Below are 24,401 nucleotides of genomic sequence, written 5' to 3'. Positions count from 1 at the left end.
CGCCGGCCCGTCACCGCGTGGCCGTCGCGGCCCGGGCGCGTTCGGCGCGGGCCCGTTCGGCGCGGGCGCGGGTGCGGACCTCGGCGACGGCCGGGCAGGTGGCGTAGACCCGGGCCAGGTGGGCGAGGTGGTCGGCCTCCCCGTCCAGGGTGTCCAGGGACTCCAGGGAGCCCAGGGCGTCGGCCGCGGGCGCCGCGGGTGCGGCGGGCCCGGGCAGGGTGCCGGCCGCGGCCAGTTCCAGGGCGGCGGCCAGCGACGCAGCCTCGGCGGTGGCGGCGGTGTGGTCGGCGGGCGGCGGGAAGCGCCGGGTGGCGCGGTCGAGCCACTGCGCGGCGCGCGGGTCCAGGTGCTGGCGCAGGATCAGCCGGGCGTCGTGGATCTCGATGATCCGCCGGTAGAGCGCGAACCGGGGGTCGCGCGGGGGCAGCGGCAGCCGGCGGGCCGGGTCGAGGGCGATCTCCGGCAGCACGGTGTGCAGGTCGCGCCAGAGCGGGGTGAGCGCCCGGTAGCGGCGGTGGGCGCGCAGCCAGCCGCGCACCGCCCCGGTCGCCGCGGGCCACAGGGTGCTGGCCAGGCCGGCCGCGATCAGCGCCGCGCACAGCCCGCCCAGCGCCGCGCACAGGAGGTCCTCGGGACCGTCCTGGCTGCCGGTGACGGCCGCGCGCAGCACGTCGTCCACGCTCCAGGCGTTCCACAGCAGCCCGGCCACCAGCCCGCCGGCCACCAGCCGCAGCCCGGTGCCCAGCCGCCCGGGGCCGGCCGCGCGGGCGCGCCGGGCCAGCTCGCGCAGCAGCGCGGTCAGGCACACCGCGGTGTGCAGCATGCCCACGGCGGTGTACCCGGCCAGCGCCAGCCGGGCGGACAGCTCGGGGCCGACGCTCAGGTCCTGGCCCGCCAGGCCCGGCGCGGCGGCGGTGATCAGCGCCACCCGCAGCCCCAGCACCCCGGCCAGCAGGGCCAGTCCACCCCGCACCTCCCGCCGTAGGGGCCCGGCGGCGTCGGCGGCAGTGCCGGTGCCGTTGCCCGTGGCGTCGGCCGCCCGTAGCGCCGGTACGAGCAGCCGCATCGCCGCGGCCGCGCCGTCGCGCAGCCCGTCGCCCAGCACGATCACCAGCACCGCCAGCGCCGGAACTCCCGTGCCCTGCACCGCCCGTACGGTCGGCGGGGCGAGCACCAGCAGGGCGGTGCCGAGCAGGGCCGTGCCGTAGCAGGTGAAGCGGGCGGCGGCGCGGGAGTCGATCCGGCTGCGGGAGAAGTGGGCGGAGCTGAGCACGAAGAACAACCCGACGGGGTAGAGGGCGAGTTCGCTCACGGCCGGCGCCCCTGCGGCCCGGCGTCCGTCGGGCCCTCGTCCGTCGGCCCGGAGTCCTGCGGTGCGTCGTCGTTCGGGCCGTCGTCGTTCGGCCCGCCGTGCCGCCTGGCGGCCAGCAGGACGCCCAGCGCGTCCAGCGACCCGCCGGCCGGCGCCCGCCCGGCCCCCGACTGGTCGGCGGCGTCGGCCCGTTCCGCCCGGCTCAGGATCAGCGAGGCCAGCAGCTCCGCCTCCCGCTCCTGCGGCTCGTCGTAGCTGGTGCGCCCCAGCACCCGCTGCACCAGCGCGGGGGAGAGGTTGGGCAGCAGCGCGGCGGCCGGGGCCAGCGGCGCGGAGCCGGCGTGGTCGAGCATCAGGTGCGCGATCTCGTGCACCAGGATGTGCCGCTGGTGCAGCACACCGGTGTCCGCCGCGTACAGGATGTAGTCCGCCTCCAGGGTGGAGACCAGCAGCCCGCAGGGGGCGTGCGGCCGGGCCGGCACCGGCAGCAGCTCGATCGGCCGTCCGCGCCGCACCGCCAGTTGCTCCAGCAGCACCACCGGGTCGAACGGGCGCGGCAGCTCCAGCCGTTCGGCCATCCGGCGACAGCGCCGCAGCGAGGACCGGTAGCCCCGGCCGCCCCACAACTCACCCCACAACCCGAGCTCCCCTCACCGCTCCCACCCCTACGGTTCCTCCCCCGGCGCCTCCGCACGGGCGTCCCACGCTCCTGCGCCCGCCCCTCACCCCGGCGGCCCCGTACCCCGGCGGCCCGGAGGCCCCGCGGGGTGGCGCGGCCCGCGCTCAGGGCGAGGGGCGTTTGCGCGCCGCGTCCCGGCGGGCGATCACGTCGACCAACTCGCTGACGGTGTCCAGGCCCTCCGGCGACAGGCCCACCGCCCGCAGCGCCAGGCTGCGCACCCCCGCGTCGCGCAGCGCGCCGAGCAGGGCCAGCTCCTTGGCGATCTCGGCGCCCTGCTGCTCGTCGAAGAAGTACGCGGGCGGGACCTGGAAGAAGTGGGCCAGCGCCTCCAAGTGGCGCTTGGTCGGGTTGTCCCGGCGCCCGGTGCGCAGCTGCCACAGGTAGGTGGTGGAGAAGGACTCCCCGGTCGCCTCGCGGCAGGCCCGGGCCACCTCCTCGTTGGTGTACTGCTCGCGGTCGGGGCGGCGCACCGTGTGGAACAGGGCCTCGATCCGGGCCGCCAGCCCGCCGGCCTCCGTGCTCGCGGGGCCGTCCGCCTCCGTGCCGGTGCCAGCGTCGGTGTCGGCGCCCGCGTCCGTCTCCGTGTCCGCGTCGGCGCCCGTGCCCGTACCCGCTCCCGTGTCCGCGTTCGCGGTGCCGTCCCCGGCGGGCTCCGGTGGAGCGCCCTCCGGTCCCACCCGAACGCCGTCCCCCGTCGACTCCGTCATGCCCCACCTTCCTCACGCCCGGGCCCTCCGCGCCGCGACCTCGGCGGACGGACAGGGCCGGCCAGGTCACGATAGCCGAACGGCATCAGCTGGCATGGATCAGAAGATACCCGCAGTCAACGCCAGTTGACCCGCGTGGCGTCGGCTGACATCCTGGACGGGCAGACCCGCAGGCGCCGCCGACCCGAGCTGACGTACCATCACACCGGCCAGTACCAGCGGCACTTGGCGTCTCCACCGGACCGCCCGACCGGCCCCGGCGCCCCGGCCGGGAAGGGGCGAACCCCCGTGGGACCGCACGGCGTCGACCCCCGCTGTGCCGCACCCCCACCGTGCCGCACCGCCGCCCAGCTCGTCCTCCCACCGCGCCTGGTCCCCGCCCGGACCGCCCGGGCCGCCCGCACGGCCCGGGCGGTCCGGACGGCCCGGGCGGTCCGGACGGCCCCCGCCCCGGCGGCCCCCGCCCCGGCGGCCCCCGCCCCCGTGACCGCCGCCACCCGGTCACCCTCCGTCTGATCCCCGGCACACCCCGCAGCCGTTGACCCCCACGAGGGGCGCGCCGCCGGACGGCGCGCCACGACGGGCGGGAGGCGAACGTGCTCAGGTTCCACGGCGCTTGGCGCATCACCGTGGTCGGCCGCAACGCCGACTTCGACCAACGGGCGGTCGTCCGCGGCCCGTCCGGCACCCGGGTGCTGCCCGGCCGGCCCGGCGCCGTCCTGGAAGTGGACGGCGAGAGCTGGACCCTCACCCTGGAACACCGCCCGCGCGGCCGCGACTGGCAACCCAACCTGCGCACCACCGCCGGACCGCTCACCGAACGCGACGGCGTGCGCAGCCGGCTGCTCACCAGCAACGACCGGCACTGGCCGGGCAAACCGCCCGGCTACGTCAACTTCGTGCTGCGCCTGGACCAGTCGGCCGCCCAGCCCGCCCCGGCCCCGTCCGCCCAGCCCGCCCCGTGCACCCCGGCCCCGTCCGCCCAGGCCCGGGCTCCGCTGCCGACGGTCTAAAGTCCCAGGTGAGCACCGTCGCGCCACCCGAGGAGAGCCAGCATGCCGACCGATCCCGCCGCCACCGCCCCCGCCTCCGTCCCCGGTGCCCCGGCCCGGGCCCGGCTCGGCCTGGGCACCGCGGCGGTCGGCCGGCCCGGCTACATCACCCTCGGACGCGCGGCCGACCTGCCCGCCGAACGCACCGTCGAGGCCCTGCGCGAGCGCACCCACACCCTCCTCGACGCCGCCTACGCCGCCGGGGTGCGCTACTTCGACACCGCCCGCTCCTACGGCCGTGCCGAGGAGTTCCTCGCCCAGTGGCTCACCGAACACCCGGAGGCCGCCGCCGAGGTGACGGTCGGCAGCAAGTGGGGCTACACCTACACGGCCGACTGGCGCACCACCGGCGTCACCGCGCACGAGGTCAAGGAGCACTCGACGGCGGTGTACGACCGGCAGATCCGCGAGACCCGCGCCCTGCTCGGCCCCCACCTGGACGTCTACCTGGTCCACTCGGTCACCACCGACAGCCCCGCCCTCACCGACCCCGCCCTGCACCGGCGCCTGGCCGCCCTCGCCGCCGAGGGCGTGCGGGTGGGCCTGTCCACCAGCGGCCCCGCCCAGGCCGAGGCCATCCGCCGGGCCCTGGCCGTCACCGTCGACGGCCGTCCGCTGTTCAGTGCCGTCCAGGCCACCTGGAACCTGCTGGAGACCTCCGCCGCCCCCGCCCTCGCCGAGGCCCACTGGGCCGGCTGGCTGGTCGTGGTCAAGGAGGGCATGGCCAACGGCCGCCTGGCCGGGCGCAACGCCACCGGGGACGACACCGCCGCCCTGCGCGCCCTCGCCACCCGCACCGCCGCCACCCCCGACGCCCTCGCCCTGGCGGCCGCCGCCGCCCAGCCCTGGGCCGACATCGTCCTGTCCGGCGCCGCCACCCCCGCCCAGCTCGCCTCCAACCTCGCCGCCGCCCACCTCACCCCCACCCCGGACGACCTCGCCACCCTCGCCGCCATGCCCGAACCCGCCGAGGCCTACTGGCGCACCCGCTCCTCCCTGCCCTGGACCTGACGGCCGGTCGGTGGCGGGGCGGCCCCGGTCCGGTCGGCCCCGGCCCCGGTCCTAGACCCGGTCCGGCCGGTCCGGGGGTAGTGCGGATGATCTTCACCGAGTAGGGTGAAATCCCCGGCAGCGGGCAGCTGTTCGTGCACCACCCCGGTGGCTGCGCCGCCCCGCCGCCGACACCACCGCCGCCGCCCGGAAAGGCAGTCCCAGCCCAGATGCAGCCGACGTTCGTCCTGGTCCACGGAGCGTTCGCCAACTCCTTCTCCTTCGCCCCGCTCCAGGCCGAACTCGGCCTCCTCGGGCACCGCTCGGTCGCCGTCGACCTCCCGGGACACGGCTTCGCCGCGACCTACCCGCGCGCCTACCAGGCGCCGCAGGACCTCGCCGAACTCGCCGCGACGCCCGGGGTGATCAAGGGCGTCACGCTCGCCGACAACGCCGCGCACCTGGTCGGGATCCTGGAGCGGGCCAAGCGCAACGGGCCCGTCGTCCTCGTCTCGCACAGCCGCGGCGGCCTGACGGCCACCGTCGCCGCCAACCAGCGGCCCGACCTGATCGACCACCTCGTCTACGTCTCCTCCTGGTGCCCCGTCGACCTCGACGTCAGCGCCTACTACGCCGAACCCGAGATGGCCACGGTCGACCCCGCCGCGCTCGCCTCCGCGCTGGTCGGCAACCCCGCCGAACTCGGGCTGCTGCGCTCCAACTTCCGCACCGCCGACCCGGACGCCCTCGCGGCCTTCAAGGCGGCGCTGTTCGCCGACGGGACGGACGAGGAGTTCCTGGTCCTCCTCAACACCTTCCAGCCCGACGAGAACCTCGACGCCGGCACCCCCGACGACCGGGCCCGCCCCGACACCTGGGGGCGGATCCCCCGGACGTACGTCCGGCTGACCGAGGACGCCAGCATCCCGCTCGCCATGCAGGACCGGATGATCCGCGAGGCCGACGCCCTGACCCCCGGGAACCCCTACGCCGTCCGCACGCTCCCCGGCAGCCACCTCAAGTGGCTGGCCGCCCCGGAACCGGCCGCCCGGGTCCTGGCCGAGGTCGCCGCGCAGCTGCCCGCCGCATCCTGACCGGAGCCGGCCGACCTGCCGACGGCCCCCGGCCGGGCGGAGCGGCGCGGCGGCGGAGTGGGAAGTCGGCGGGTCCGACTTTCTGTGCGTGCACCGGGGCGGTGCGGATGTCACCGCCCCGGGGCCAGAACTCCTCGCCGTCCACGGGCATCGGACCGTTCAGCGGGTACCACGGCGTCGTCGGGTCACCCGCGCAGCCGGGCGGCGTCCACGGCGGGGTGTGCGTCACCGCGGCCGGTGTCCAGGCGCGCGAGCAGGTGCAGTCCGTCCTCGGCGGGGCTGCCGGGGGCCGCGGACAGCACCAGCAGCTCGATGCCTGATTCGTCCGGTAGCGCGAAGTTCTCGTGGTGCAGTTCCAGCGGTCCGACCAGCGGGTGCCGGTAGGCCTTGCGTCCGTGGGTGCGGGCGCGCACGTCCGCGCGGGCCCACAGGCGGCGGAAGCGCTCGCTGCCCATCGCCAACTCGCCGACGAGCGCGGCCAGGCGGGAGTCTTCGGGGTACTTGCCGGCGGCCAGGCGCAGGTGCCCGACCACGTCGAGGGTGCAGTTCTCCCAGTCCGCGTAGAGGCCGTGCTCGGCCTCCTCGAGGAAGAGGTGCCGGGCGGTGTTCAGGCCCGGAATCGGTCGGCCGTAGAGGAGTCCGGCCAGGCGGTTCCCGGCGAGCACGTCCAGGCGGTGGTTCACGATCAGCGCGGGTGCGTCGGTGACCAGGTCGAGGACGCGCAGCAGTTCCGGCCGGACCCGCCCGCCCGGCGCCTTCGCCCGCCGCCGGTGCTGCCGGGCGAGCCGGTGCAGGTGCCCGCGTTCGGTCTCGTCGAGGCCGAGGACGCGGGCGAGCGCGTCGAGGATCTGCTCGGAGGGCTGGGTCGAACGGCCCTGCTCCAGGCGCACGTAGTAGTCGACGCTGACTCCGGACAGGTGCGCGACCTCTTCGCGGCGCAGCCCTTGGACCCGGCGGCGGCTGTCGGTGGGGATGCCGACGGCGGCCGGGTCGACCCGGGAGCGCCGGGTCCGCAGGAAGCCCGCAAGATCGTCCATGCCCCTCAGTATGGCCTCGGCGGAGCCCGTGGCGGGGGCCGTGAGGGTGGTCCTGCCGTTACCAGGAAGTCCCGTCCGACGGAACGGCCGCCCCTGAACGCCGGGCGCCGCGGCGCCCAGGATCGAAGGCAACCGATCCGAAGGAGTTCCCCCGTGAAGACGCTGATCGTCCATGCCCACCCGGAGCCGACGTCGCTCAACAGCTCGCTCAAGGACCTCGCGGTGACCACCCTGGAGGCCGCCGGGCACCAGGTGCGGGTGAGCGACCTGTACGCGATGAACTGGAAGGCGGTCGTGGACGCCGCGGACTACGGCCCCCAGGCCTCGAGTCCGCTGAAGGTCGCCCTGGACTCCGGCCGGGCCTTCGACGCCGGGACGCTCACCGCGGACGTCCGCGCCGAGCAGGAGAAGCTGCTGTGGGCCGACACGATCATCTTCCAGTTCCCGCTGTGGTGGTACACGATGCCCGCGATCCTCAAGGGCTGGGTGGACCGGGTGTTCACGTACCACTTCGCGTACGGCGTCGGCGAACACAGCGACACCAAGTACGGCGAGCGCTTCGGCGAGGGCACCCTCGCGGGCCGAAGGGCGCTGCTGTCGGTGACCACCGGCGGCCCGCAGTCGCACTACGCCGCCCGCGGGATCAACGGCCCGATCGACGACCTGCTGTTCCCGATCCAGCACGGCATCCTCTACTACCCGGGCATCGAGGTGCTGCCGCCGTTCGTGCTGTACGGCACCGACCGGATGACCGGCGCGGACTACCAGGACGTCGCCAAGGCCTGGGAACAGCGCCTGCTCACCCTGGAGTCGACCGAGCCGATCGCGTTCCGGCGCCAGAACCTCGGCGACTACGAGATCCCCTCGCTGCACCTGAAGGAGGGACTCGAGCCCGCCGGCCGCACCGGCTTCGGGCTGCACGTGCGCGGCTGACCACCGGCAACTGGCGCTCGTGGCAGGAGCGTTGCGGGGCTATGGGAGGACGACCCGCAGGGCTGGGATCGCGCACGGACTCCTTCACCAAACTGGCGGCGCCGCGAGCGCCATCCCCTGGGACAACCTGCGCATGCACCTGGTGGCGCCGCTGCGGGAGTTCTTCGAGGCCAACACCGACTGGCTCACGGTGTTCCGGTTGCCGACGTATGCGCCGGACGGACCTGAACCCTCAAGAGGGCATCTGGTCGCTGGTCAAGCGCGACGTAGGCAACCTCGCTGCCGCCGATCTCAGCCGGATCACCCGAGCAGTGAAGCGAAGACTCAAGATGATCCAGTACCGCCCGGATGTCATCGACGGCTGTCTCGCCGGCACGGGCTTCGTGTAGGACTCCTGACGCACTGCCGTCTCGTTGCAGTCGGTCGCTCGCCGGCTGTCAGGTCCCGCCGTCAGCACCCGGCCAGGCTGTCGATGAGTTTGCCAAGTTCTCCGGGCGCGTGGATGTGAGCGAGATGGCCTTGTCCCGGAAGAACCCAGGTGCAGGGCTGATCCAGGCGCCGCCGAATGCTTTCGAATGCCGTCCCGTAGGGGCTCGAGCCGATGTTGGCCTCGCCGATGACGAGATCGGTGCGCTCCGCTCGCAGCGCGAGCTTCTCCGGAGCCGGCGACGCGTTGAGTGCGGCCAGCTCCGCATGAAGCGGCTCGCTCAAGCGCCGCAGCACCGACCAGCCCTGCCGATCCGCGCGCAGGGCTTCGACATGCTCGTTGCGAAACCCTGAGATGTCCGTGTTGACGATCTCGACGCTGCGATCCCAGTCCTGGTCATCAGCGGCAACCGCCAGCGCGGGCAGCGCGTCGCGTGCGAAAGGGCGAATCACAGGTTCGTACGCGATGACCTGCCGGACCGGATGCTCCCCTGCTGCCATCAGGGCGATCAGGCCGCCGTAGCTCCAGCCGAAGAGTGCTTCCGCGCCCTGGACCTCGTTCAGCACCGCAACCAAGTCGGCGATCTCCGTCTGGAGCGTGTAGGCGCGGGTCAGCGGACCCGACGGTACTCGTCCGCGCCGGTTGACGACAGTGACCGACGGCCAGGCGTGGATCTCACGGGCGACGTGGCGCCAGGTGTGTGCGTCGCTCATGACTCCGGGCACCATCACGAGGCCCGGCGCATCCGCATCGCCGTAGACGTCGATCGTGACCCAGCTCTCCGGAGACACGGCCACTGTTTTCTGAATCGTTCGCTCCATAATTCTATTATGGAGCGGGTGCTCTATAATGCAAGCCATGTCCACGCTGCACCCTGGCCGACCCCGCGCCTTCGACCGCGAGCAAGCCGTCCTCTCCGCAGCACGCCTCTTCTGGGAAAGCGGCTACTCGGGCACCTCGACGCGGGCCCTCACCCACGCGCTCGGGATCTCCACATCCAGCCTCTACGCCGCCTTCGGCAGCAAGGCAGGCTTGTTCGAAGAGGCGGTGAAGACCTACGCGGAGCGCTACCGCGAGATCTACCGACAGGCCGCCGGCGAACGCGACATCCGCCTGGTCGTAGAACACATCCTGACTCACTCGGTCTACGAGTTCACCCAGCCTGCCGATCATCATCCCGGATGCCTCGTCACCAGCGCCGTGTTGGCCGACAGTGCGGAGACCATCGACGTCCGCACGTACATTGCCGCTCTCCACCAGGACAACGAGCGCACACTCCTGGCCCGCGTTCAGCAGGCGGCAGAAGAGGGGCAACTACCCCCCGACGCCTCGGTGAGCGCGCTCACCGGACTCGTCCAGGCCGTCTGGCACGGCCTGTCCGTCCAGTCCAACCTCGGCGTCCCTCGTGACGAACTCCTTGCCGCGGCGGACCTCGCGATCCGCCAGTTCGCCAGGCGCTCATAGGCGACTACCTCGCCCGAGGCGGAGGAGTGGAGATGGCCCCGCCGCCCCGGGGGCCGGGGCGGCGGGGCTAAAGGCGCTGGGGTCAGCGGGCGTCGAACTCGCCGGTGCGGACGGCGGTCACGAAGGACTGCCAGGCGGCGGCGGGGAAGACGAGCGCTGGGCCGTGGGGGTCCTTGGAGTCGCGGACGGGCATCACGTTCGGAAAACCGGGAGCGACCTCGACACACTGGCCGCCGTCGGTGCTGTGCGAGCTCTTGCGCCAGGTGATGGGGGAGTTGGGGTTCATGGCGGTTCCCTCCTGGGGGAGTGGGAAGTCGGCGGGTCCGACTTCCTATGCGTCCACCGGGGCGGTGCGGATGTCGCGGCCCCGGGACCAGAGCTCCTCGATGTGCTCGGCGAAGCGGTCGAAGAGGCCGTTCTCCCCGCTGCGCCGCAGGTGCATCAGAGGTGAGTCGTGGCCGACCGTCCGGGCGAGGTGAGGGGTGACGAGAGCGTGCTCGTCGAAGCGGAAGACGGAGAGGCCGACATGGTTCGGGCCGTCCTCCGGGGCGCTGAAACGGGCCTCGACCCCCTCGACGCCGGAGAGCTTGGCCAGGCTCTCCAGCGTGACCCTGATGCGGGTCGAGACGGTGAGGGCCACGTCCTCGATCCGCTCACGCTCGCGGGTCGTGTCGGAATCCGGATCGCCGAGCAGGAAGCGGATCCGGCACCCGCTCCCGGCCTTGCGGCGGAGGGTCTGCAGCAACTCGGGCTGCTCCAGCCAGACGAAGTAGTTGGTGTACCCGGCGAGGAAGACCTCGGACCGCGCCTCGGCGATCAGCTGCGCCCAGACCGATCGCGGGCAGGCAGACCGGTACGGGTAGACGGCGAGGACTTCCCGGTCGTGGCCGGTCTTGATGTTCGGCTGGAGGAGGTTCGGCCGGATCACTCGTGGATCACCCCCTGGAGTCGCGGTGGCCGGGGGAGTTGAACCTGGCAGAGGAGTGGAGACGGCCCCGCCGCCCCGGGGGCCGGGGCGGCGGGGCTGACTGCTGGGGTCAGCGGGCGTCGAACTCGCCGGTGCGGACGGCGGTCACGAAGGACTGCCAGGCGGCGGCGGGGAAGACGAGGGCCGGGCCGTGGGGGTCCTTGGAGTCGCGGACGGGCGTGACACCGGTGAACCCGTCGGCAACCTCGATGCATTCGCCGCCGCCGCCGCTGTACGAGCTCTTGCGCCAGCGAGCGTCGGAGAGGTCAAGATGCACTTTCAAATTCCTTCCCTACCAAGCGGATCAGCTCGAGCGACGGGGCCAGTGGCAGTGCCTCGGCCTGCAGTCGATCGTACTCCCTGGCCCAGCCTGCGAGCGTTTCAGCGTCGCGCTCCAGGTAGCCGCGCTGGTGGCTCTCCGAATAGCCGAGCATCGAGCGGTTCGGCATCGTCAGCAGCGTCACCGGGTGCGCGAACGGCCGGTTCTCTCCAAGGCTGATCGGAGCCACCTGGATCGTCATATTCGGCCACGTGGCTGCCTCTTCGAGATGAGCCAACTGGCCAGCCATCACGGCGGCCCCGCCGATTGGTCGCCGCAGGCTCCACTCGTCGAGCACGACATGCACGTACGGCGGAGACGGCCGGTTGATCTTCTCCTGACGGGCTAGGAGAAAGCGTAGGCGCTCGTCGGCCTGCTGCTGGGTGACAGTTCCGCGTCGGACGAAGGCTTGCTCATAAGCGGTGGCGTACTCCAGGGTCTGGAGCAGTCCTGAGACGACCCCGATCTGAAATAGCCGGATCGTCGTTGCCTCGGCCTCCCGCTCGGCGTACTCGGGGAATCCCTCTATCAAGATGCTGTGTTCGAGCTGGTCGAGCATCAGGGCGAGCGTGCCGCCGGTGTTGAAGACCTTGTCCACGAGCTCCACGAAGCGTCGGCTGGGCCGACGGATGCCGCGTTCGATGCTGGAGATGTAGGCATCGGAGTAGGAGATGGCCGCTCCGAGCTCGGCCTGAGACATCCCGACCGCATCGCGGTAGCGACGGAGCCTGATGCCGAGAGGGGCAAAGGGAGATGACGTGGGGTCAAGTTCCTTGCGGTTCATGATCGTTCCCAACTGAACCAAGCTGAACTGGCGACTTCAGATCCTTCCCTAGGAGGGGGCCGTTCCGCAACCCTTTCCCCTACGGAACGTGAAACATCGACTGCGGAAGGTCATTGCCATGGCCCAAGACCAAGCCCCCCGCCTCCACGGCTACGGTGTCCGGTGGGACACCGAGGCCCGGTGCTACCGGGTGCGCAACGAGTGCACCGGGGCGTGGCTGTGCAGGCCCGACGGTGAGCGCAGTGGCTTCTCCTCCTTCACCGAGGCCTTCTCGGCCTGGCGCCTGTTCGAGGTGCACAAGCGTCCGGGGGAGCAGTGACCCTCTCCCGCATCACGGCCGAGCAGCGCCGGCAGGCCGCCGCCGTCCTGGACGACCTCACCACCGTCCTCGCCCTGGGCCGGGTCAACCTGCCGACCCTGGAGGTGGACTGGGACACCGGCCGCTCCACCTGCGAGTACCTGCTGCACCTCACCGCCCGCCCCCTCGACCTCCTGCGGATTGTCGACCTGCTCCGCAAGGGGCTGCGCTACGAGCGCCTCACGTATGACGACTGAACTCCTCGCCCGCCTGCTGTGGTGGGCCTGCTTCGCCCTCCTGTTGTTCTGCGCTCTCAGGAAGTGAACTCCCCGTGCACGACCCCCGCCTGCTCGCCAAGCCCCCCATCTGCCGGCTCGGCTGCCTCGTTCTCGTCCGCAACCAGCGCGGCGACGTCCTCCTGGTCGACCCGGACTACCTGGACGGAATGATCCTGCCCGGCGGCGCCGGCAAGGTGAACGAGCCCCCGCACCGCGCCGCCGCCCGCCACCTGCAGGCCCAGACCGGCATCATCCTCAGGCTCACCCACGCCGTGGCGTTGGACTACACCCCCTCCGACCGCTACCTGGAGCGCTTCAACGTCGTCTTCGACGGCGGCACCCTGCGCGACGAACACCCGATCACCGTCCCGCCGCAGAAGCGCAGCCGCCTGCTCGGCGCCCGCTTCGTCCCCGTCCACGAACTCCCCAACCACATGGCCCCCTCCCAGGCCGCCCGCACCGCCGAGGCCCTCACCGGCCACGCCCTCCCGCTCCTCCTCCACGGCCAGCGCCCCGACTGACCATCACCGGCCGGCCCCTGTCAGCGTCCGCCCATACGGTTCACCGCATGACCTGGCCTTTCGATGTCGCCCCGCCCGCCTCGCTGCCGACCGGCCGTCCCGTCGTCGGGGACGAGGGGGCGGGCACGCAGCCGCTGCTGTGGATCACTGACGGGCCCGCGGATGCGAAGGCGGAGGGTGCACTCCCACGGGAGTGCACCCTCCGCCTTCGCGCGACGATCATCCAGACGTCGGGGCCTGATGAACTGCCTCAGGGGTTCCGACAGCCAGAACCAGATCTGCCCCGTTCTTCCACAAACGGAGCGAGTCACCGGCCTTCTTCCGTGCCTCAGCGGATTTTCCGGCCCCTTCCAGCCTGACCGCCATAGCCTTCTCACCACAGCCGAGGGCCGTGAATTTGAAGGGGCTCAGCTGAGCGGACGCCTGGGTGTATGTTCCGGCAAGAACATTCCCGGGGAAATCCACGTGTGTGTCCGCGAAGGAACTGGCAGTGGGACGCGGCGCTCCGACGGAATCGGGAGCGGTGGCGGTCGGATCGGTCAGCCCGTCCGGCAGGACTGCCACCTGGCAGGTGCCGTTCCTGACGGCGAGGACGACGCTGGTGCCCGAGACATCGGCGATGCCGAGGATCTTGGCGGTGCCCTTGGCGGGCGGAGCGTCGATACTGCGCTGGACGACGGCATCCGCCGGTGCGGCGGCCGTCGCCTCCAGGAACCAGGGACCGCTTTCCTGCTGAGGCGCCGGCGCTGTCCCGTCGTCGGTACACGCAGCCGCGAGGACGGCTGTAGCGACGAGACTCGCCGCCCCCAGGAACCGACTGGATCGCCGCATGTACTCAACTCTCCTAGTTCGTCCAGCTGTTGTAGCAGAACCCTACTGGCTTCTTCACTTCCCCGTCGCCGATGTAGGCGCCGACCTGGGTGTCGTAGATGCTGTAGGTGTAGTAGTCGAAGAGCTGGTACGCCTGCAGGTTGCCGAACTTCCCGGCCGGAACCGTGTAGGAGCCGGACTCGGTGTTGGTGATGGTGTCGGTCACGTTGAAGCCGACGCCGGCAGAGATCTTCCACACGTCGATCGACGCGCTCGCCGTCCACTGGGTCGCCGTCGAACGGGTCTGGGTCAGCGTCAAGGTCATGGGGCCGGGACCGCTGTTCGCGTCGATCACGTCGGTGCCACAGAGCTGCCCGTGGTAGGCCACATCGCGGACCTCCCCGAAGACGTCGGCCGGCCGCTCCGGCGACTGCCGGGTCGGTGCGGCGTGCGCGGGCACCTTGACCTGGGGGAGGGTCGCCGCCGGAGCCTTGCGGTCGATGACCCAGTGGCTCGGGTCGGCGACACTCGGGAGCTGGGTGGCCACCGTCGTCACCGCCCTACCACCACGTCCTGCGCTCCTCGCCGCCGTCCTGGCGGGTGAGGTCCCCGACGCCGACGAGTTCATGGACCGGTCGATGGGCCCCGACGTGTAGCGCTCGCTCTCGCCGTGATCCCCCGTCGGCCCTGATGCCCGGCCCCGGGGTGGTCAGCCGTGCGGGGTGGTGGGGCCCAGGGTGATGACCGGGCCGAGTGGGCGGCAGCCGGCGTAGGTGATGGCCTGTCCGGGCGGGCAGGGGGTGTCGGTGCGCACCGGGGCCGGGGCCTCGGGCACCGGCCTGGGCGGGACGGTGTGCTCGGGGGCGGGTGGCTGCTCGGCTGCGGGCTGCTTCTTCGCCGGAGCCGGGGCGGCCGGGGCCTGGGTGGTGCGGGGGTGGGCCGGGGCCGGCTTGGTGGCGGCGGGCTCGGGCGTGGCCTCGGCCCCGTCCTCGGCCTGGTCGGCTGCGGGGACGACCGTGGGCGTTCCGGTCTCCACCGGTGCCGGGGGAGTCGTCGGCGCCTCGGCCGGGGTCGAGGGGGAGGCCGACGGCGTGGCGGACGGCGAGGCCGCGGGGGAGGGGCTCGACGTGGCCGCCGCGTCCTGCGCCGCCGGGGCGGTGGTGCCGTGCGAGCCGGTGAGCAGCAGGGCCCCGCCGAGGCCGGCCGCGCCGAGGACGCACGCCCCCGCCGCGACGGCGAGGGCCTGCCGGCGCCGCTTCGTCGTCCTGCCGTTGCCGTCTTCCTGCGGCATTCGTCCCACCCCGTTCGCATGATCATGTGTTCGAGCTGGGCGGATGCTACCCGAACCGTCAGGGCGTACGGACCGCACCCCGTCACGCCGGTGGCAGGCCGAGGGTGGGGAGGTGGCCGGCCATCAGGAGGGTGACGAGTTCGCGGCGGGTGCGGGTGCCGGTCTTGTCGAGGATGGCGCCCACGTGCTGCTGGACGGTGGGGACGGTCAGGTGCAGGAGGGCGGCGATGTCCTTGGTGCTGGTGCCGCGCACGGCGTGGAGGGCGACCTGCTGTTCGCGCGGGGACAGGCCGTGGGCGAGGACGGCCAGCGGCAGGTGCTGGACGGGGGAGACGGGGGTGGCGATGACGGCGACGCCGTCGGAGGGGCCGTCGAGGGCGGTGGCGTGCAGGGCGAGCCACTGGCCGTCCGGGGTGCACACCCGGACCTCGGCCGGGCGGCCGGTGCGGGCGGCCTGGCGGGCCACGGTGAGGAAGCCGCTGGGCACGCCCGGGACGAGGCCGCCGGGTTCGGCCATCCGGGAGATGAGGTCGCGGGCCGCCGCGTCGGCGGAGCGCAGCCGCCCGTGGGCGTCCAGGACGGCGACGGCCGGGGTGGGGGCGGGCGGGGCGGTGCGGGTGGGCCGCAGCGAGGCGCGGTGGGCGGCGCGCAGGGCGGCGCCGACCGGGGTGGCGATGCGGGCGGCCAGACGCAGCTCGGGCAGGTCGTAGGGGTCGCGGCCGTTCTCGCGCATGAACGCGGCGCTGCCCCAGCGGCCGCCGCCGAGGTCGAAGTTGATCCGCAGTTCGTCGCCGTAGCCGCAGGGTTGGAGCAACTCCCGGTAGCGGACGCTGCGTTCGGGGTGGCCGTCGGTGGCGCGGCCGACGCTCTGCACCCGCTGCCCGGCGGCGCGGATGGCCTCGAAGGTGGTGGCGTCCTCGCCCTGTAGCTCCAGGCGGACGGCCTGTTCGAAGCCGGCGGGGTCGAGGCCGGAGGCGACGGTGGAGGTGGGGAACCCGGTGACCGGGTCGGTGCCGTGCCAGCACCCGCCGTCGAAACCGAGCGGGCCCCGGAGCAGGGCGTGCAGCTCCCCGAACAGCTCGGCCGTGGGCAGCCGGGAGGCCGCCAGTTCGCCGATGGTGCCCAGCACTTCCCGCTCGATGTCGCGTCGTTTGGCCACGGACCGAAGGCTAGGGAAACGGGCCCCCGTTGCCGGTGGACGTACGAACGAATGGCCGGGAGCAGGCCGAGGGTGACCGAAAAATTCGGGGGCGGGTGCCACTGCTCGGCACCCGCCCCCGCCCCCGATCACCCGTGACGCGCCGCCGAGGCGGTCAGCTCCACGGGTTGGCCGGTTGGTCGTCGATCGCGGTCCAGAACCTGGTCTGCGTCGGCAGGGTGCCGTTGGCCCACAGCCCCCAGCCCGACGCGTCGTGGAACTCCGCCATCCGGAAGCCCGCCCCGAACGAGGCCGCGCACAGCTGGTCGGCGGTGGCCCGGCTGCTCAGCTGGGTGCCGGGCACCGGCGCGGTGGCCTTCACCTCGCCGCCGGCCCAGCTGTGGAAGCCGCTGGTGGGCACGCCCGCCGGGGCGGGGCGGCCGTCCTTGCGCAGGCACAGCACCGGCAGCCGGCTGCCGGCCGGGGTGTCGCCCTGGTACGGGTCGCTGGCCGTGTCGTAGCCGACGTGCACCACGTTGTCGGCGCGCTGCTCCAGGGTCGCCCAGGTCATGCCCTTGTGGGCGCCGACCGGGCCGAACAGGGCCTCGTAGCTGCTGCGGTAGATGTTCCACTGCTGGTAGGCGCCGTCGTTGCAGCCGAACATGTAGAGCTTCCAGCCACCGAAGTTCTTCTCGGTGTTGTCCAGGCACAGCGAGCTGGACACGTTCTGGATCCGCACCCCCACCATGTCGTACTTCGCGTTCTGGCCGGGCGCCGTGTAGGGGGTGATCCGCCACATCTGGCTGGTCTGGTTCGCGTAGCACTGGTAGCCGCTGGGGCGGCTGTCGGAGGCGGTCAGGCAGGAGCGCCTGTCGGCCTCGTTGTTGATCGTGTAGACGCCGGTCCAGCCCGGGACCGGGGTGAACACCCACGTGCCCGGGTTGTTCGAGGGCGCGCAGGGGTGCATGTCCTGGGTGTCCCACACCGCGCCGTCGGGACAGCGTTCGGAGGCCTGGTTGAACAGGACCGTCGCGGGGGTGTCGGCCGAGGCGGCACCGGGGGCCAGTGCCAGGCCGCCCAGGGCGAGCGCGGCCGAGAGGACGATGCGTCGGATGAGCGAGCGCAAGGGATCTCCAGATCGAGGGGGTACGGGGGCAGAGGCGGTACGGGGCAGAGGCGGTACGGCCGGCCGACCGGCACCCAGACTGTCAGGAACCCGTCACCCACCGGTATCCGAGCTTTCTCGGACCCCCCGCGCACCCCCGCGCACCCCCCGCCCCGCCCTCGCCCGGCTACGTCATCCCTACTGATGCGTGACGGATTCGGCGGGCCCCTGCCGAGCCCTACCGTCGGAGACGTCAGCACGACGAACCCCCCTTTGACACCGCCACGGGAGCAGCACATGACCGCCTACGCCCTCGCCCAGGTCCACTCCGTCCAGAGCTGCCCCGACATCGAGGAGTACCTGGAGCGGATCGACGCCACCCTCGACGAGTTCGGCGGGCACTTCGTCGTCCACGGCGGCAAGTTCGAGACACTGGAGGGCAGTTGGGGCCAGCTCGGGCTGATCCTGATCGAGTTCCCCGACTACGGGAGCGCCCGCGCCTGGTACGACTCGCCCGCCTACCGGGAGATCCTGCCGCTGCGCACCCGCCACATGGTCGCCGACGCGATCATCGCCGAGGGCGTGCCGGCCGGCTACCGGGGCGCGGACAAGCTCACGGGGCACTGACTCAAGGGGAACTGACTCAAGGGGCACTGACTCAAGGGGCCACTGAGCCCCCGGGCCCGCCTACGAGCGCTCGCGCCACCAGGCGACGGTCGCGGCGACCTGCTCGTCCAGCGGGGTCGCGCGGACGGTGAAGGCGGCCTCGTACGCGGAGGAGTCGATGACGAAGGGGCGGTCGAACTGGTAGCGGGTCTCGCGCAGTTCGCGCAGCAGCGGGGAGAACAGGCCGGCCGCGCCGAGCAGGACGGGGGAGAGGCGGCGCACCGGGACGGGGCCGGTGCCGGCCTCGGCGGCCAGGCGCTCGACCATGGTGCGCACCGGCAGGGCGGGGGCGGTGGGGACGTGCCAGGGGCGGCCCCAGGCGCTCTCCTCGGCGGCGACCTCGACCATGGCGCGGGCCACGTCCGGCAGGTAGGTCCAGCTGTGCGGGGCGTCCGGGTCGCCGAGGACGGCGACCGGGCGGCCCTTGAGCAGGGCGGGCACGGCGCGGGAGGCGAGGTGGCCGCCGTCGGTGACGCCGGGGCCGAAGAAGTCGCAGGCCCGCACCTCGACCGCGCGGATCCGCCCGGCCTCGTGCAGGGCCCGGGCCTGTTCCCAGGCCGCTGCGCGCACCCGGCCCTTGGGGCCGGTGGCGGCGAGCGGGAGGTCCTCGGTCATCGGACGGTCCACCGGGCCGTAGCCGTACAGGTTGCCGAGCATCACCAGCACGGCCCCGCTGTCCTCGGCGGCCGCGCACAGCGCGGAGGCGAGCGCGGGCCACCGCCCGGCCCACTGCGGCAGCGGCGGCGCGGCGCAGCCGTGGATCGCGACGGCCCCGCGCGCGGCCTCGGCCAGCCGGGCCGGGTCGCTCGCGTCCAGGGCGAGGTGCTCGACGCCGTCGGCGGGGGCGGCGGGGCGCCCGGTACGGGTGACGACCCGGACCTCGTGGCCCTGTTCGGCCAGCAGGCGGGTGGTGGCGGCCCCGGCGGGCCCGTGTCCGACGACGAGATGAAAGCTCACGCCTCCACCCTAGAGCGTGCCGCTGACAGGCCGTGACGTCCGCGGTGACGTCCGCCGTAACGTCCGCGGTGACGTCCGCCGGGACGGTTCGGTCCGGTCCGGGAGGGGCGGCAAATACCTGGTATGGCAATAGCAAAAAGGGGCCTATGCTGTCGGGCGTTCAAGATCTCTTCACCTGATTCTGCCGAGGAGGCCCGGGGCCTCAGCCCCGGGAGGAATCGGCTCCTTGGATCGGAGCCGCGAAGCGGCGGAGTTCTCTTCCGTGTGCTCTGACCTCCCGATTTGAGTTTTCGATTTTGCGGGAACTACGTTCTTTCGCGTGAAGATCGTTGCCCGGGTGAAGCTGGAGCCGTCGCCGTATCAGGCCGACGCGCTTGCCGCGACGCTACGCGCGTGCAACCGGGCCGCGAACCACATCTCTCGCGTCGCTTTCGAGAAGAAGGAGATCCGGCGCAACGGCTTGCAGCCGCTGGTGTACCGACATGTCAAGAACGAATACCACCTGGGAGCGCAGGCCGCTGTCAGGTCGGTGAAGAAGGTGTGCGACGCCTACGCCACGTTGCGGGCGAACCTCAAGGCCGGGAACCTGGGGCCGAAAGGGTCGAAGCGACGGAACAAGGCCGAGTCCAAGCCGATCAGCTTCCGTGACGATGCGGCGCAGCCCTTCGATGACCGGATGCTGACGTGGAACACCGACACGAAGACCGTGTCCATCTGGACAATGGCCCGGCGGTTGAAGGGCATCGGGTTCCGCTGCTCTCCGGACACGCTCAAGATGATTGCCGACCACCGGCAGGGCGAATCCGATCTGGTGTTTCGCGATGGGTCCTGGTACCTGTTCGCGACCTGCGACATCCCCGAACCTGCGGTCCGCGAACCGGCCGGTTGGCTCGGGGTGGACCTTGGGATCGTCAACATCGCCACCACCTCCGACGGCACGGTCATGTCCGGGCGCCGTCTGGAGCGCTACCGCAAGCGCATGCGCGCCCTGACCGCCAAGTTGCAGGCAAAGAAGACCAAGAACGCCAAGCGCCGGTTGAAGGCGATCCGCCGCCGTGAGCAGCGGTTCGCCACCGACACCAACCACCGCATCTCCAAGACCATCGTCACCACCGCTGAACGCGCCTCTCGCGGGATCGCCCTGGAAGACCTCACGGGCATCCGCGAGAGGGTCAAGGCCAAGCACGACCAGCGGTACCGCCTCCACTCCTGGGCGTTCGCCCAGCTCGGAGCCTTCGTGGAGTACAAGGCCCAGCGCGCCGGAGTCCCGGTCGTGCACGTCAACCCGGCCTACACCTCCCGTCAGTGCTCCGTTTGCTGGCACACCCACAGACAGAACCGAGTGGATCAAGCGACGTTCGCGTGCCGTGCCTGCGGGACGACCATGCACGCGGACATCAACGGCTCCCGCAACATCCGCCACCGCGCGGCTGATGCGTGGCAGCGGGGCGCAGTCAACCGCCCCGGCAGCGTCTAGCGCTGCTGAGACGAGGTGACCACCGGTGGGGCGACTCATCGGACACATGGTTAACCTCAAGCCCGGTCCTTTCAGGGCCGGGTCGTTGACAGGAAAAACAGGTCTGCCCGCATGAAGCTGCCCCGGGTGTCCACCGTCGTCGCCGCCGCGGTCCTGGCGCCCGCCGTCCTCTTCCCCTCCTCGGCCTCCGCCGCCGACGCCCCCCGGCCGACCGGGCTCTCCGGTCCTGACACTGCCTCCGGCTCCACCCCGGACGTCACCCCCGGCGACGACGGCGTCAACGGCGGCCCGGGCGACAGCAGCCGCCCCGAGGCCCCCGAGGGGCAGGAGCAGCGCGACCGCGCCGAGATCCAGAAGATCCTGGCCGACCCGAACACCGGCCGCGGCGTGCGCGAGACGGGGGAGAAGGCCCTCAAGGGCGGCGCCGCCCAGCTGCGGCACTTCCTGGAGGCCGAGCTGCCCAGGCAGCGCGCCGACGACAACCGGGTCAAGGTCTCCCAGCTGCTCGCCTCCGGCGGCCGCGAGGTGCGCGAGGGCGCCAACAAGGCGATGGACGGCAGCGACGCGGAGGTCGCGAAGTGGCTCGCGGAGGGCTACCCCGCCGCCCAGGCCTCGGACGACCGCGTCGCGCTCTTCGTCGCGCTGTCCGACCAGAACACCGGCCCGCACACCCTCGACGCCGCCAAGAAGGCGCTCGCCGGCACCCCGGCCGACGTCGCCCAGTTCCTGCGCGACCTGCCCAAGCTGCGCGCCTCCGACAACCGCGTCAAGGTCTCGCAGCTGATGGAGACCGGCGGCCCGGCCGTGCGCGCGGCGGCCGGCACGGCGATGGAGGGCAGCGACGCCGACATCGCCAAGTTCCTCGCCGAGGGCTGGGCCACGGCCCGCGCCGCGGACGAGGCCGCCGCCGGCAAGCCGGCGGACAAGCCCGCCGACAAGCCCGCCGACAAGCCCGCCGAGAAGCCGGGCGACAAGCCCGCCGGGCAGCAGGACCAGGGCGCCCAGCAGCCGCAGACCGTCCAGCCGGCCGCCCTGACCGGGACCGGCACCACGGGCACCGGCGCCGGCACCGGCTCGCTCGCCGCCACCGGCACCGAGGGCCTGGGCTGGGAGGCGGGCGGCGCCGCCGCCGCCCTCGCCGCGGGCGCGGCGCTGGTCGCGCTCTCGCGCCGCCGCTCCGCCGAGAGCTGACGCACCGAGAGCTGACAGGCCGAGGGCTGACACACCGAGGGCCGACGCCCGCTCGTGTCCCCGGCCGCCGTGCCCACCACGGCGGCCGGGGACACGCCGCGTCCGGCCCCCGCTCAGTGCCTCCGGCTCAGCGCCTTCGGCTCAGTGCCCCCGGCTCGGCGCCTCCGGCTCAGTACCCATATTCGGCGAACTTCTTCGCGAGCTGCTCGCGCCAGCGCGCCGCGTTGCTGCCGTCCAGCTGCCCCTCGAAGGTCCGGCGGGCTGCCGCCACCAGCTCCTCGACCGTCCCCGGGCCGGTGCGGTGGCCGGTCGCGGCGTCGTACACCGCCCACAGCGCCTCCTCGGTCGGCTCGTCCAGACCCAGGCAGGTCGCCACCCCGTGCCCGGCCAGGGCCTCGGCCAGCCCGACCTCGAAGGTCCGTCGCAGTTGCTGTCCGTCCGTCACGCCTCAGCTCCCGTCCCCGCCGCCCTCGCCGCTGCTGTTCCGGCCCAGGAGCCACCGCTCCCGCTGCCTGCGCCGCCGCCGGCGCCGCTCCGCGCCGCGCAGCAGGTCGCCCGCGCCGAGCGTCACCGCCGCCACCGCGCGCACCCAGCCCGGCCCGCCGCGCGCGGCCCACACTATGCACCCGCACCCGGCGAGCACCAGCACCAGCACCCCGACCAGCACCGTTCCGACCACCACGGCGCCACCTCCACTTCCCCTACCGGTTCGGCCACGAATCCTCCCATGTGCCAGGATGCCCACCACCCGAACACCGAACAGGACCGACGAAGAATGGAGACACCCGTGGCCAACGCCCGGTTCGCCACCCTGCACACCACGGCGGGCCCGATCCGGCTGGAACTGTTCCCGTTCCACGCGCCGAAGACGGTCCGCAACTTCGTCGAACTCGCCGAGGGCGCCAAGGAGTACACCGACCCGCGCACCGGGGAGCCGGGCAGCGGCCCGTACTACGACGGCACGACCTTCCACCGGGTGATCAAGGGCTTCATGATCCAGGGCGGCGACCCGACCGGCACCGGCACCGGCGGGCCCGGCTACGCCTTCCCGGACGAGTTCCACCCGGAGCTGTTCTTCACCCGGCCGTACCTGCTGGCGATGGCCAACTCCGGCCCGGGGACGAACGGTTCGCAGTTCTTCATCACGGTGGGCACCCCCACCCACCTCAACCGCAAGCACACCATCTTCGGCCAGGTCGCCGACGCCGCCTCCAAGGCCGTGGTGGACGCGATCGCCGCCGCCCCCACCGACGGCGATCGCCCGGCGCAGGCCGTGGTGATCGACTCGGTCGAGATCACCCACGCCTGACCCCGGCGGGGCCGCAGGCCCACCCGCGAAAGCCGCCCGCCGAGCACCCCTGCTGCCGTCCGGCCAAGTGCGGGCGGCGGCAGGGGAGTTGACGGCGGGCGGCGCCCAGCAGCCGCCCGCCACAGCCTGGGCAGCGCCGCGTAGTGCGGCGGGGACTGCGGGACCGTCCACGGCCGGCCGGCGCCCGCCCCCGTCAGGCGGCGGACAGGGTGATCCCGAGGATCCGCGCCCCGGTCTCGGTGCGCGGCCGGTGCCGGCTGCCCGGCGCGAACACCACGTAACTGCCCGCCGGGTGGCGCTCCCCGCCCTCGATCACCTCGCCGCTGAGCACGTAGTACCGCTCCTCGGTGTCGTGCACGTCGACCTCCGGCCACCGGCTGCCCGGTGCGAAGTCGATCAGCCAGGCGCGGGCGTACCCGGTGGCGGTCAGCCGGCGCCGCACGATCCCCGGTGCGACCTCGACCGGGTCCACCTCCTCCGCGAGCAGGGCCGTCTTCAGTCCGTCGTTCAGTGCGTCGTCGTCGTTCATGCCCCCACTGTGGCCGCCCGGACCCCAGCCGCCCCAGTGTCCTGAAAGACATCCTCAGGTACATTCCTGCCATGGACGCCGCCGCCACGACACCGCCCCGCCACCAGGTGGTGGCCCTGCTCGGCGTACCCCAGTCGCCGTTCGAACTCGCCTGCGCCGCCGAGGCCTTCGGCACCGAACGCGCCGGGCTGCCCTCGTACTACGACCTCACGCTGTGCACCGAGCACCCCGGCCCGCTGCCCACCACCCTCGGCGTCCCGCTGCTGGTCGAGGAGGGCCTGACCGCCCTGGAACGGGCCGACACCGTGGTCGTCCCCGGCTGGCAGCCGCCCGGCGCACCCGCCCCGCCCGCCGTCCTGGACGCGCTGCGCACCGCCCACGCCCGCGGCGCCCGGATCGTCTCCATCTGCACCGGCGCCTTCGTCCTGGCCCAGGCCGGACTGCTGGACGGGCGCCGCGCCACCACCCACTGGGGCCGCACCGCCCAACTCGCCGCCCAGCACCCGGCCCTGGAGGTCGACCGGGACGTGCTGTACGTGGACCACGGCGACGTCGCCACCAGCGCCGGCTCCGGCGCCGGTATCGACCTGTGCCTGCACCTGCTGCGCCGCGACCACGGTGCCGCCTACGCTGCCCAGGTCGCCCGGCACATGGTGCTGCCCCCGCACCGTGAGGGCAGCCAGCTGCAGTACGCCGCCGCCCCCACGCCCGCCCGGGCGGACGAGTCGCTGGCCCCGCTGCTGGAGTGGGCCGAGCAGCGGCTGGGGGAGCGGCTGACCCTGGACGGGCTCGCCGCCCGCGCCGGACTCTCCGCCCGCACCCTGGCCCGGCGCTTCGCCGAGCAGCTCGGCACCAGCCCCGGCCAGTGGCTGCTGGCCCGGCGCATCGACGCCGCCCGCGCCCTGCTGGAAGGCACCGACCTGCCGGTGGAGGCCGTCGCCGCCCGGGTCGGCCTGGCCTCCGCCGTCAACCTGCGCCGCCGCTTCCACGCCGCGCTCGGCACCACCCCCGGCGCCTACCGCCGCACCTTCGGCGCCGCCCGCCGCCCCTGACGGCCCGGCGC

At 73.1% G+C, this 24,401-nt stretch carries 32 protein-coding genes; 14 read left to right on the top strand and 18 right to left on the bottom strand.

Annotation, left to right across the window (positions count from 1 at the left end; all coding sequences use genetic code 11):
• Positions 1–10: 10 nt before the first annotated feature.
• From AB0F71_RS13325 to AB0F71_RS13315, 3 genes are all read right to left on the bottom strand, one after another.
• The gene (locus tag AB0F71_RS13325; RefSeq protein ID WP_360232153.1) at positions 11–1,312 is read right to left on the bottom strand and encodes an MAB_1171c family putative transporter; all 1,302 of its coding nucleotides are present in this window, start codon (positions 1,310–1,312) and stop codon (positions 11–13) included.
• Positions 1,309–1,950 (bottom strand): ParH-like protein, encoded by a 642-nt coding sequence (locus AB0F71_RS13320; RefSeq protein ID WP_360232150.1) that lies wholly within the window; start codon positions 1,948–1,950, stop codon positions 1,309–1,311. Before AB0F71_RS13320 ends, AB0F71_RS13325 begins: the two co-directional genes overlap by 4 nt.
• A gap of 145 nt (positions 1,951–2,095) precedes the next feature.
• Positions 2,096–2,701: a helix-turn-helix domain-containing protein gene (locus tag AB0F71_RS13315; protein WP_360232147.1), complete on the bottom strand. Its 606-nt coding sequence runs from the start codon at positions 2,699–2,701 to the stop codon at positions 2,096–2,098.
• Between the two features lie 596 nt (positions 2,702–3,297).
• Between AB0F71_RS13315 and AB0F71_RS13310 the strand changes: the two genes are divergently transcribed.
• From AB0F71_RS13310 to AB0F71_RS13300, 3 genes are all read left to right on the top strand, one after another.
• Positions 3,298–3,714: a hypothetical protein gene (locus AB0F71_RS13310; RefSeq protein WP_360232144.1), complete on the top strand. Its 417-nt coding sequence runs from the start codon at positions 3,298–3,300 to the stop codon at positions 3,712–3,714.
• A gap of 42 nt (positions 3,715–3,756) precedes the next feature.
• Positions 3,757–4,764: an aldo/keto reductase gene (locus tag AB0F71_RS13305; RefSeq protein ID WP_360232141.1), complete on the top strand. Its 1,008-nt coding sequence runs from the start codon at positions 3,757–3,759 to the stop codon at positions 4,762–4,764.
• Positions 4,765–4,973: 209 nt separating this feature from the next.
• The gene (locus AB0F71_RS13300) at positions 4,974–5,837 is read left to right on the top strand and encodes an alpha/beta hydrolase (RefSeq protein ID WP_360232138.1); all 864 of its coding nucleotides are present in this window, start codon (positions 4,974–4,976) and stop codon (positions 5,835–5,837) included.
• A gap of 185 nt (positions 5,838–6,022) precedes the next feature.
• On the opposite strand, the gene AB0F71_RS13295 is transcribed toward AB0F71_RS13300, so the two are convergent.
• A complete protein-coding gene (locus AB0F71_RS13295; protein WP_360232135.1) occupies positions 6,023–6,874 on the bottom strand; it encodes a helix-turn-helix transcriptional regulator in 852 nt (283 codons plus the stop codon).
• Between the two features lie 153 nt (positions 6,875–7,027).
• On the opposite strand from AB0F71_RS13295, the gene AB0F71_RS13290 reads away from it, so the two are divergent.
• Together AB0F71_RS13290 and AB0F71_RS13285 are read left to right on the top strand one after the other, a co-directional pair.
• Positions 7,028–7,807: an NAD(P)H-dependent oxidoreductase gene (locus AB0F71_RS13290; RefSeq protein ID WP_360232133.1), complete on the top strand. Its 780-nt coding sequence runs from the start codon at positions 7,028–7,030 to the stop codon at positions 7,805–7,807.
• A gap of 209 nt (positions 7,808–8,016) precedes the next feature.
• On the top strand, positions 8,017–8,196 hold the full coding sequence (locus tag AB0F71_RS13285) for a hypothetical protein (RefSeq protein WP_360232130.1): 180 nt from the start codon (positions 8,017–8,019) through the stop codon (positions 8,194–8,196).
• Between the two features lie 61 nt (positions 8,197–8,257).
• Here AB0F71_RS13285 and AB0F71_RS13280 read toward each other — a convergent pair whose 3' ends face one another.
• Positions 8,258–9,055, bottom strand: a complete 798-nt coding sequence (locus AB0F71_RS13280) for an alpha/beta hydrolase (protein WP_360232127.1) — start codon at positions 9,053–9,055, stop codon at positions 8,258–8,260.
• A gap of 37 nt (positions 9,056–9,092) precedes the next feature.
• Between AB0F71_RS13280 and AB0F71_RS13275 the strand changes: the two genes are divergently transcribed.
• Positions 9,093–9,698, top strand: coding sequence for a TetR/AcrR family transcriptional regulator (locus AB0F71_RS13275; RefSeq protein WP_360232124.1), 606 nt, complete (start codon positions 9,093–9,095; stop codon positions 9,696–9,698).
• Between the two features lie 82 nt (positions 9,699–9,780).
• On the opposite strand, the gene AB0F71_RS13270 is transcribed toward AB0F71_RS13275, so the two are convergent.
• From AB0F71_RS13270 to AB0F71_RS13255, 4 genes are all read right to left on the bottom strand, one after another.
• Positions 9,781–9,984 (bottom strand): DUF397 domain-containing protein, encoded by a 204-nt coding sequence (locus AB0F71_RS13270; protein WP_360232121.1) that lies wholly within the window; start codon positions 9,982–9,984, stop codon positions 9,781–9,783.
• A 45-nt stretch (positions 9,985–10,029) separates the two neighbouring features.
• A complete protein-coding gene (locus tag AB0F71_RS13265) occupies positions 10,030–10,626 on the bottom strand; it encodes a DUF5919 domain-containing protein (RefSeq protein ID WP_360232118.1) in 597 nt (198 codons plus the stop codon).
• Positions 10,627–10,735: 109 nt separating this feature from the next.
• Positions 10,736–10,948 (bottom strand): DUF397 domain-containing protein, encoded by a 213-nt coding sequence (locus AB0F71_RS13260; RefSeq protein ID WP_360232115.1) that lies wholly within the window; start codon positions 10,946–10,948, stop codon positions 10,736–10,738.
• On the bottom strand, positions 10,932–11,768 hold the full coding sequence (locus tag AB0F71_RS13255; RefSeq protein ID WP_360232112.1) for a helix-turn-helix transcriptional regulator: 837 nt from the start codon (positions 11,766–11,768) through the stop codon (positions 10,932–10,934). Before AB0F71_RS13255 ends, AB0F71_RS13260 begins: the two co-directional genes overlap by 17 nt.
• Before the next feature lie 118 nt (positions 11,769–11,886).
• Between AB0F71_RS13255 and AB0F71_RS13250 the strand changes: the two genes are divergently transcribed.
• The 3 genes from AB0F71_RS13250 (at position 11,887) to AB0F71_RS13240 (ending at position 12,865) form a co-directional block, all read left to right on the top strand.
• Complete coding sequence (locus tag AB0F71_RS13250; protein ID WP_360232109.1) at positions 11,887–12,087, top strand: hypothetical protein; 201 nt, start codon at positions 11,887–11,889, stop codon at positions 12,085–12,087.
• The gene (locus AB0F71_RS13245; RefSeq protein ID WP_360232106.1) at positions 12,084–12,323 is read left to right on the top strand and encodes a hypothetical protein; all 240 of its coding nucleotides are present in this window, start codon (positions 12,084–12,086) and stop codon (positions 12,321–12,323) included. Before AB0F71_RS13250 ends, AB0F71_RS13245 begins: the two co-directional genes overlap by 4 nt.
• Positions 12,324–12,397: 74 nt before the next feature.
• The gene (locus AB0F71_RS13240) at positions 12,398–12,865 is read left to right on the top strand and encodes an NUDIX domain-containing protein (protein WP_360232103.1); all 468 of its coding nucleotides are present in this window, start codon (positions 12,398–12,400) and stop codon (positions 12,863–12,865) included.
• Between the two features lie 219 nt (positions 12,866–13,084).
• Here AB0F71_RS13240 and AB0F71_RS13235 read toward each other — a convergent pair whose 3' ends face one another.
• The 5 genes from AB0F71_RS13235 to AB0F71_RS13215 all read right to left on the bottom strand — a co-directional run bounded on the left by AB0F71_RS13235 (position 13,085) and on the right by AB0F71_RS13215 (position 17,230).
• Positions 13,085–13,696 (bottom strand): hypothetical protein, encoded by a 612-nt coding sequence (locus AB0F71_RS13235; RefSeq protein WP_360232101.1) that lies wholly within the window; start codon positions 13,694–13,696, stop codon positions 13,085–13,087.
• 13 nt (positions 13,697–13,709) lie between these two features.
• Positions 13,710–14,222: a hypothetical protein gene (locus AB0F71_RS13230; protein WP_360232098.1), complete on the bottom strand. Its 513-nt coding sequence runs from the start codon at positions 14,220–14,222 to the stop codon at positions 13,710–13,712.
• Positions 14,223–14,384: 162 nt separating this feature from the next.
• Complete coding sequence (locus tag AB0F71_RS13225; protein WP_360232095.1) at positions 14,385–14,966, bottom strand: hypothetical protein; 582 nt, start codon at positions 14,964–14,966, stop codon at positions 14,385–14,387.
• Positions 14,967–15,048: 82 nt separating this feature from the next.
• Positions 15,049–16,125, bottom strand: coding sequence for a helix-turn-helix transcriptional regulator (locus AB0F71_RS13220; protein ID WP_360232092.1), 1,077 nt, complete (start codon positions 16,123–16,125; stop codon positions 15,049–15,051).
• 154 nt (positions 16,126–16,279) lie between these two features.
• Positions 16,280–17,230, bottom strand: a complete 951-nt coding sequence (locus AB0F71_RS13215) for a hypothetical protein (RefSeq protein WP_360232089.1) — start codon at positions 17,228–17,230, stop codon at positions 16,280–16,282.
• Positions 17,231–17,506: 276 nt separating this feature from the next.
• On the opposite strand from AB0F71_RS13215, the gene AB0F71_RS13210 reads away from it, so the two are divergent.
• The gene (locus AB0F71_RS13210; RefSeq protein ID WP_360232086.1) at positions 17,507–17,836 is read left to right on the top strand and encodes a DUF1330 domain-containing protein; all 330 of its coding nucleotides are present in this window, start codon (positions 17,507–17,509) and stop codon (positions 17,834–17,836) included.
• A 60-nt stretch (positions 17,837–17,896) separates the two neighbouring features.
• Here the strand turns inward: AB0F71_RS13210 and AB0F71_RS13205 are convergent, their stop codons facing one another.
• Entirely contained in the window at positions 17,897–18,832 is a 936-nt protein-coding gene (locus AB0F71_RS13205) for an NAD-dependent epimerase/dehydratase family protein (RefSeq protein ID WP_360232083.1), read from the bottom strand.
• A gap of 319 nt (positions 18,833–19,151) precedes the next feature.
• Between AB0F71_RS13205 and AB0F71_RS13200 the strand changes: the two genes are divergently transcribed.
• Positions 19,152–20,309: a transposase gene (locus tag AB0F71_RS13200; RefSeq protein WP_360232080.1), complete on the top strand. Its 1,158-nt coding sequence runs from the start codon at positions 19,152–19,154 to the stop codon at positions 20,307–20,309.
• A gap of 111 nt (positions 20,310–20,420) precedes the next feature.
• Positions 20,421–21,500 carry an ALF repeat-containing protein gene (locus AB0F71_RS13195; RefSeq protein ID WP_360232077.1) on the top strand — a complete coding sequence of 360 codons (1,080 nt, stop codon included), beginning with the start codon at positions 20,421–20,423 and terminating at the stop codon, positions 21,498–21,500.
• A gap of 169 nt (positions 21,501–21,669) precedes the next feature.
• Here the strand turns inward: AB0F71_RS13195 and AB0F71_RS13190 are convergent, their stop codons facing one another.
• Both AB0F71_RS13190 and AB0F71_RS13185 read right to left on the bottom strand, forming a co-directional pair.
• Positions 21,670–21,945, bottom strand: a complete 276-nt coding sequence (locus AB0F71_RS13190) for a hypothetical protein (protein WP_360232074.1) — start codon at positions 21,943–21,945, stop codon at positions 21,670–21,672.
• Positions 21,946–21,948: 3 nt separating this feature from the next.
• On the bottom strand, positions 21,949–22,179 hold the full coding sequence (locus AB0F71_RS13185; RefSeq protein WP_360232383.1) for a hypothetical protein: 231 nt from the start codon (positions 22,177–22,179) through the stop codon (positions 21,949–21,951).
• A gap of 108 nt (positions 22,180–22,287) precedes the next feature.
• Here AB0F71_RS13185 and AB0F71_RS13180 point away from each other — a divergent pair, with 108 nt between their 5' ends.
• Positions 22,288–22,809, top strand: coding sequence for a peptidylprolyl isomerase (locus AB0F71_RS13180; RefSeq protein WP_360232380.1), 522 nt, complete (start codon positions 22,288–22,290; stop codon positions 22,807–22,809).
• Between the two features lie 193 nt (positions 22,810–23,002).
• On the opposite strand, the gene AB0F71_RS13175 is transcribed toward AB0F71_RS13180, so the two are convergent.
• A complete protein-coding gene (locus AB0F71_RS13175; RefSeq protein ID WP_360232071.1) occupies positions 23,003–23,338 on the bottom strand; it encodes a cupin domain-containing protein in 336 nt (111 codons plus the stop codon).
• Between the two features lie 71 nt (positions 23,339–23,409).
• On the opposite strand from AB0F71_RS13175, the gene AB0F71_RS13170 reads away from it, so the two are divergent.
• Positions 23,410–24,390 carry a helix-turn-helix domain-containing protein gene (locus AB0F71_RS13170; protein WP_360232064.1) on the top strand — a complete coding sequence of 327 codons (981 nt, stop codon included), beginning with the start codon at positions 23,410–23,412 and terminating at the stop codon, positions 24,388–24,390.
• Positions 24,391–24,401 lie beyond the last annotated feature (11 nt).

Source organism: Kitasatospora sp. NPDC028055, assembly GCF_040637885.1.
Lineage (GTDB): Bacteria > Actinomycetota > Actinomycetes > Streptomycetales > Streptomycetaceae > Kitasatospora.
The sequence above is the reverse complement of the archived record's forward strand: the minus strand, read 5'-3'. Positions and strand labels throughout refer to the sequence as shown.

What these genes read in the sequence shown, in the direction of transcription:
- AB0F71_RS13280 (WP_360232127.1), bottom strand. Translation starts at nt 9,055, where the DNA reads ATGGAGCGAACGATTCAGAAAACAGTGGCCGTGTCTCCGGAGAGCTGG.
- AB0F71_RS13210 (WP_360232086.1), top strand. Translation starts at nt 17,507, where the DNA reads ATGACCGCCTACGCCCTCGCCCAGGTCCACTCCGTCCAGAGCTGCCCC.
- AB0F71_RS13255 (WP_360232112.1), bottom strand. Translation starts at nt 11,768, where the DNA reads ATGAACCGCAAGGAACTTGACCCCACGTCATCTCCCTTTGCCCCTCTC.
- AB0F71_RS13270 (WP_360232121.1), bottom strand. Translation starts at nt 9,984, where the DNA reads ATGAACCCCAACTCCCCCATCACCTGGCGCAAGAGCTCGCACAGCACC.
- AB0F71_RS13285 (WP_360232130.1), top strand. Translation starts at nt 8,017, where the DNA reads ATGCGCCGGACGGACCTGAACCCTCAAGAGGGCATCTGGTCGCTGGTC.
- AB0F71_RS13315 (WP_360232147.1), bottom strand. Translation starts at nt 2,701, where the DNA reads ATGACGGAGTCGACGGGGGACGGCGTTCGGGTGGGACCGGAGGGCGCT.
- AB0F71_RS13170 (WP_360232064.1), top strand. Translation starts at nt 23,410, where the DNA reads ATGGACGCCGCCGCCACGACACCGCCCCGCCACCAGGTGGTGGCCCTG.
- AB0F71_RS13195 (WP_360232077.1), top strand. Translation starts at nt 20,421, where the DNA reads ATGAAGCTGCCCCGGGTGTCCACCGTCGTCGCCGCCGCGGTCCTGGCG.
- AB0F71_RS13225 (WP_360232095.1), bottom strand. Translation starts at nt 14,966, where the DNA reads ATGCCGCAGGAAGACGGCAACGGCAGGACGACGAAGCGGCGCCGGCAG.
- AB0F71_RS13175 (WP_360232071.1), bottom strand. Translation starts at nt 23,338, where the DNA reads ATGAACGACGACGACGCACTGAACGACGGACTGAAGACGGCCCTGCTC.
- AB0F71_RS13235 (WP_360232101.1), bottom strand. Translation starts at nt 13,696, where the DNA reads ATGCGGCGATCCAGTCGGTTCCTGGGGGCGGCGAGTCTCGTCGCTACA.
- AB0F71_RS13300 (WP_360232138.1), top strand. Translation starts at nt 4,974, where the DNA reads ATGCAGCCGACGTTCGTCCTGGTCCACGGAGCGTTCGCCAACTCCTTC.
- AB0F71_RS13250 (WP_360232109.1), top strand. Translation starts at nt 11,887, where the DNA reads ATGGCCCAAGACCAAGCCCCCCGCCTCCACGGCTACGGTGTCCGGTGG.
- AB0F71_RS13275 (WP_360232124.1), top strand. Translation starts at nt 9,093, where the DNA reads ATGTCCACGCTGCACCCTGGCCGACCCCGCGCCTTCGACCGCGAGCAA.
- AB0F71_RS13295 (WP_360232135.1), bottom strand. Translation starts at nt 6,874, where the DNA reads ATGGACGATCTTGCGGGCTTCCTGCGGACCCGGCGCTCCCGGGTCGAC.
- AB0F71_RS13305 (WP_360232141.1), top strand. Translation starts at nt 3,757, where the DNA reads ATGCCGACCGATCCCGCCGCCACCGCCCCCGCCTCCGTCCCCGGTGCC.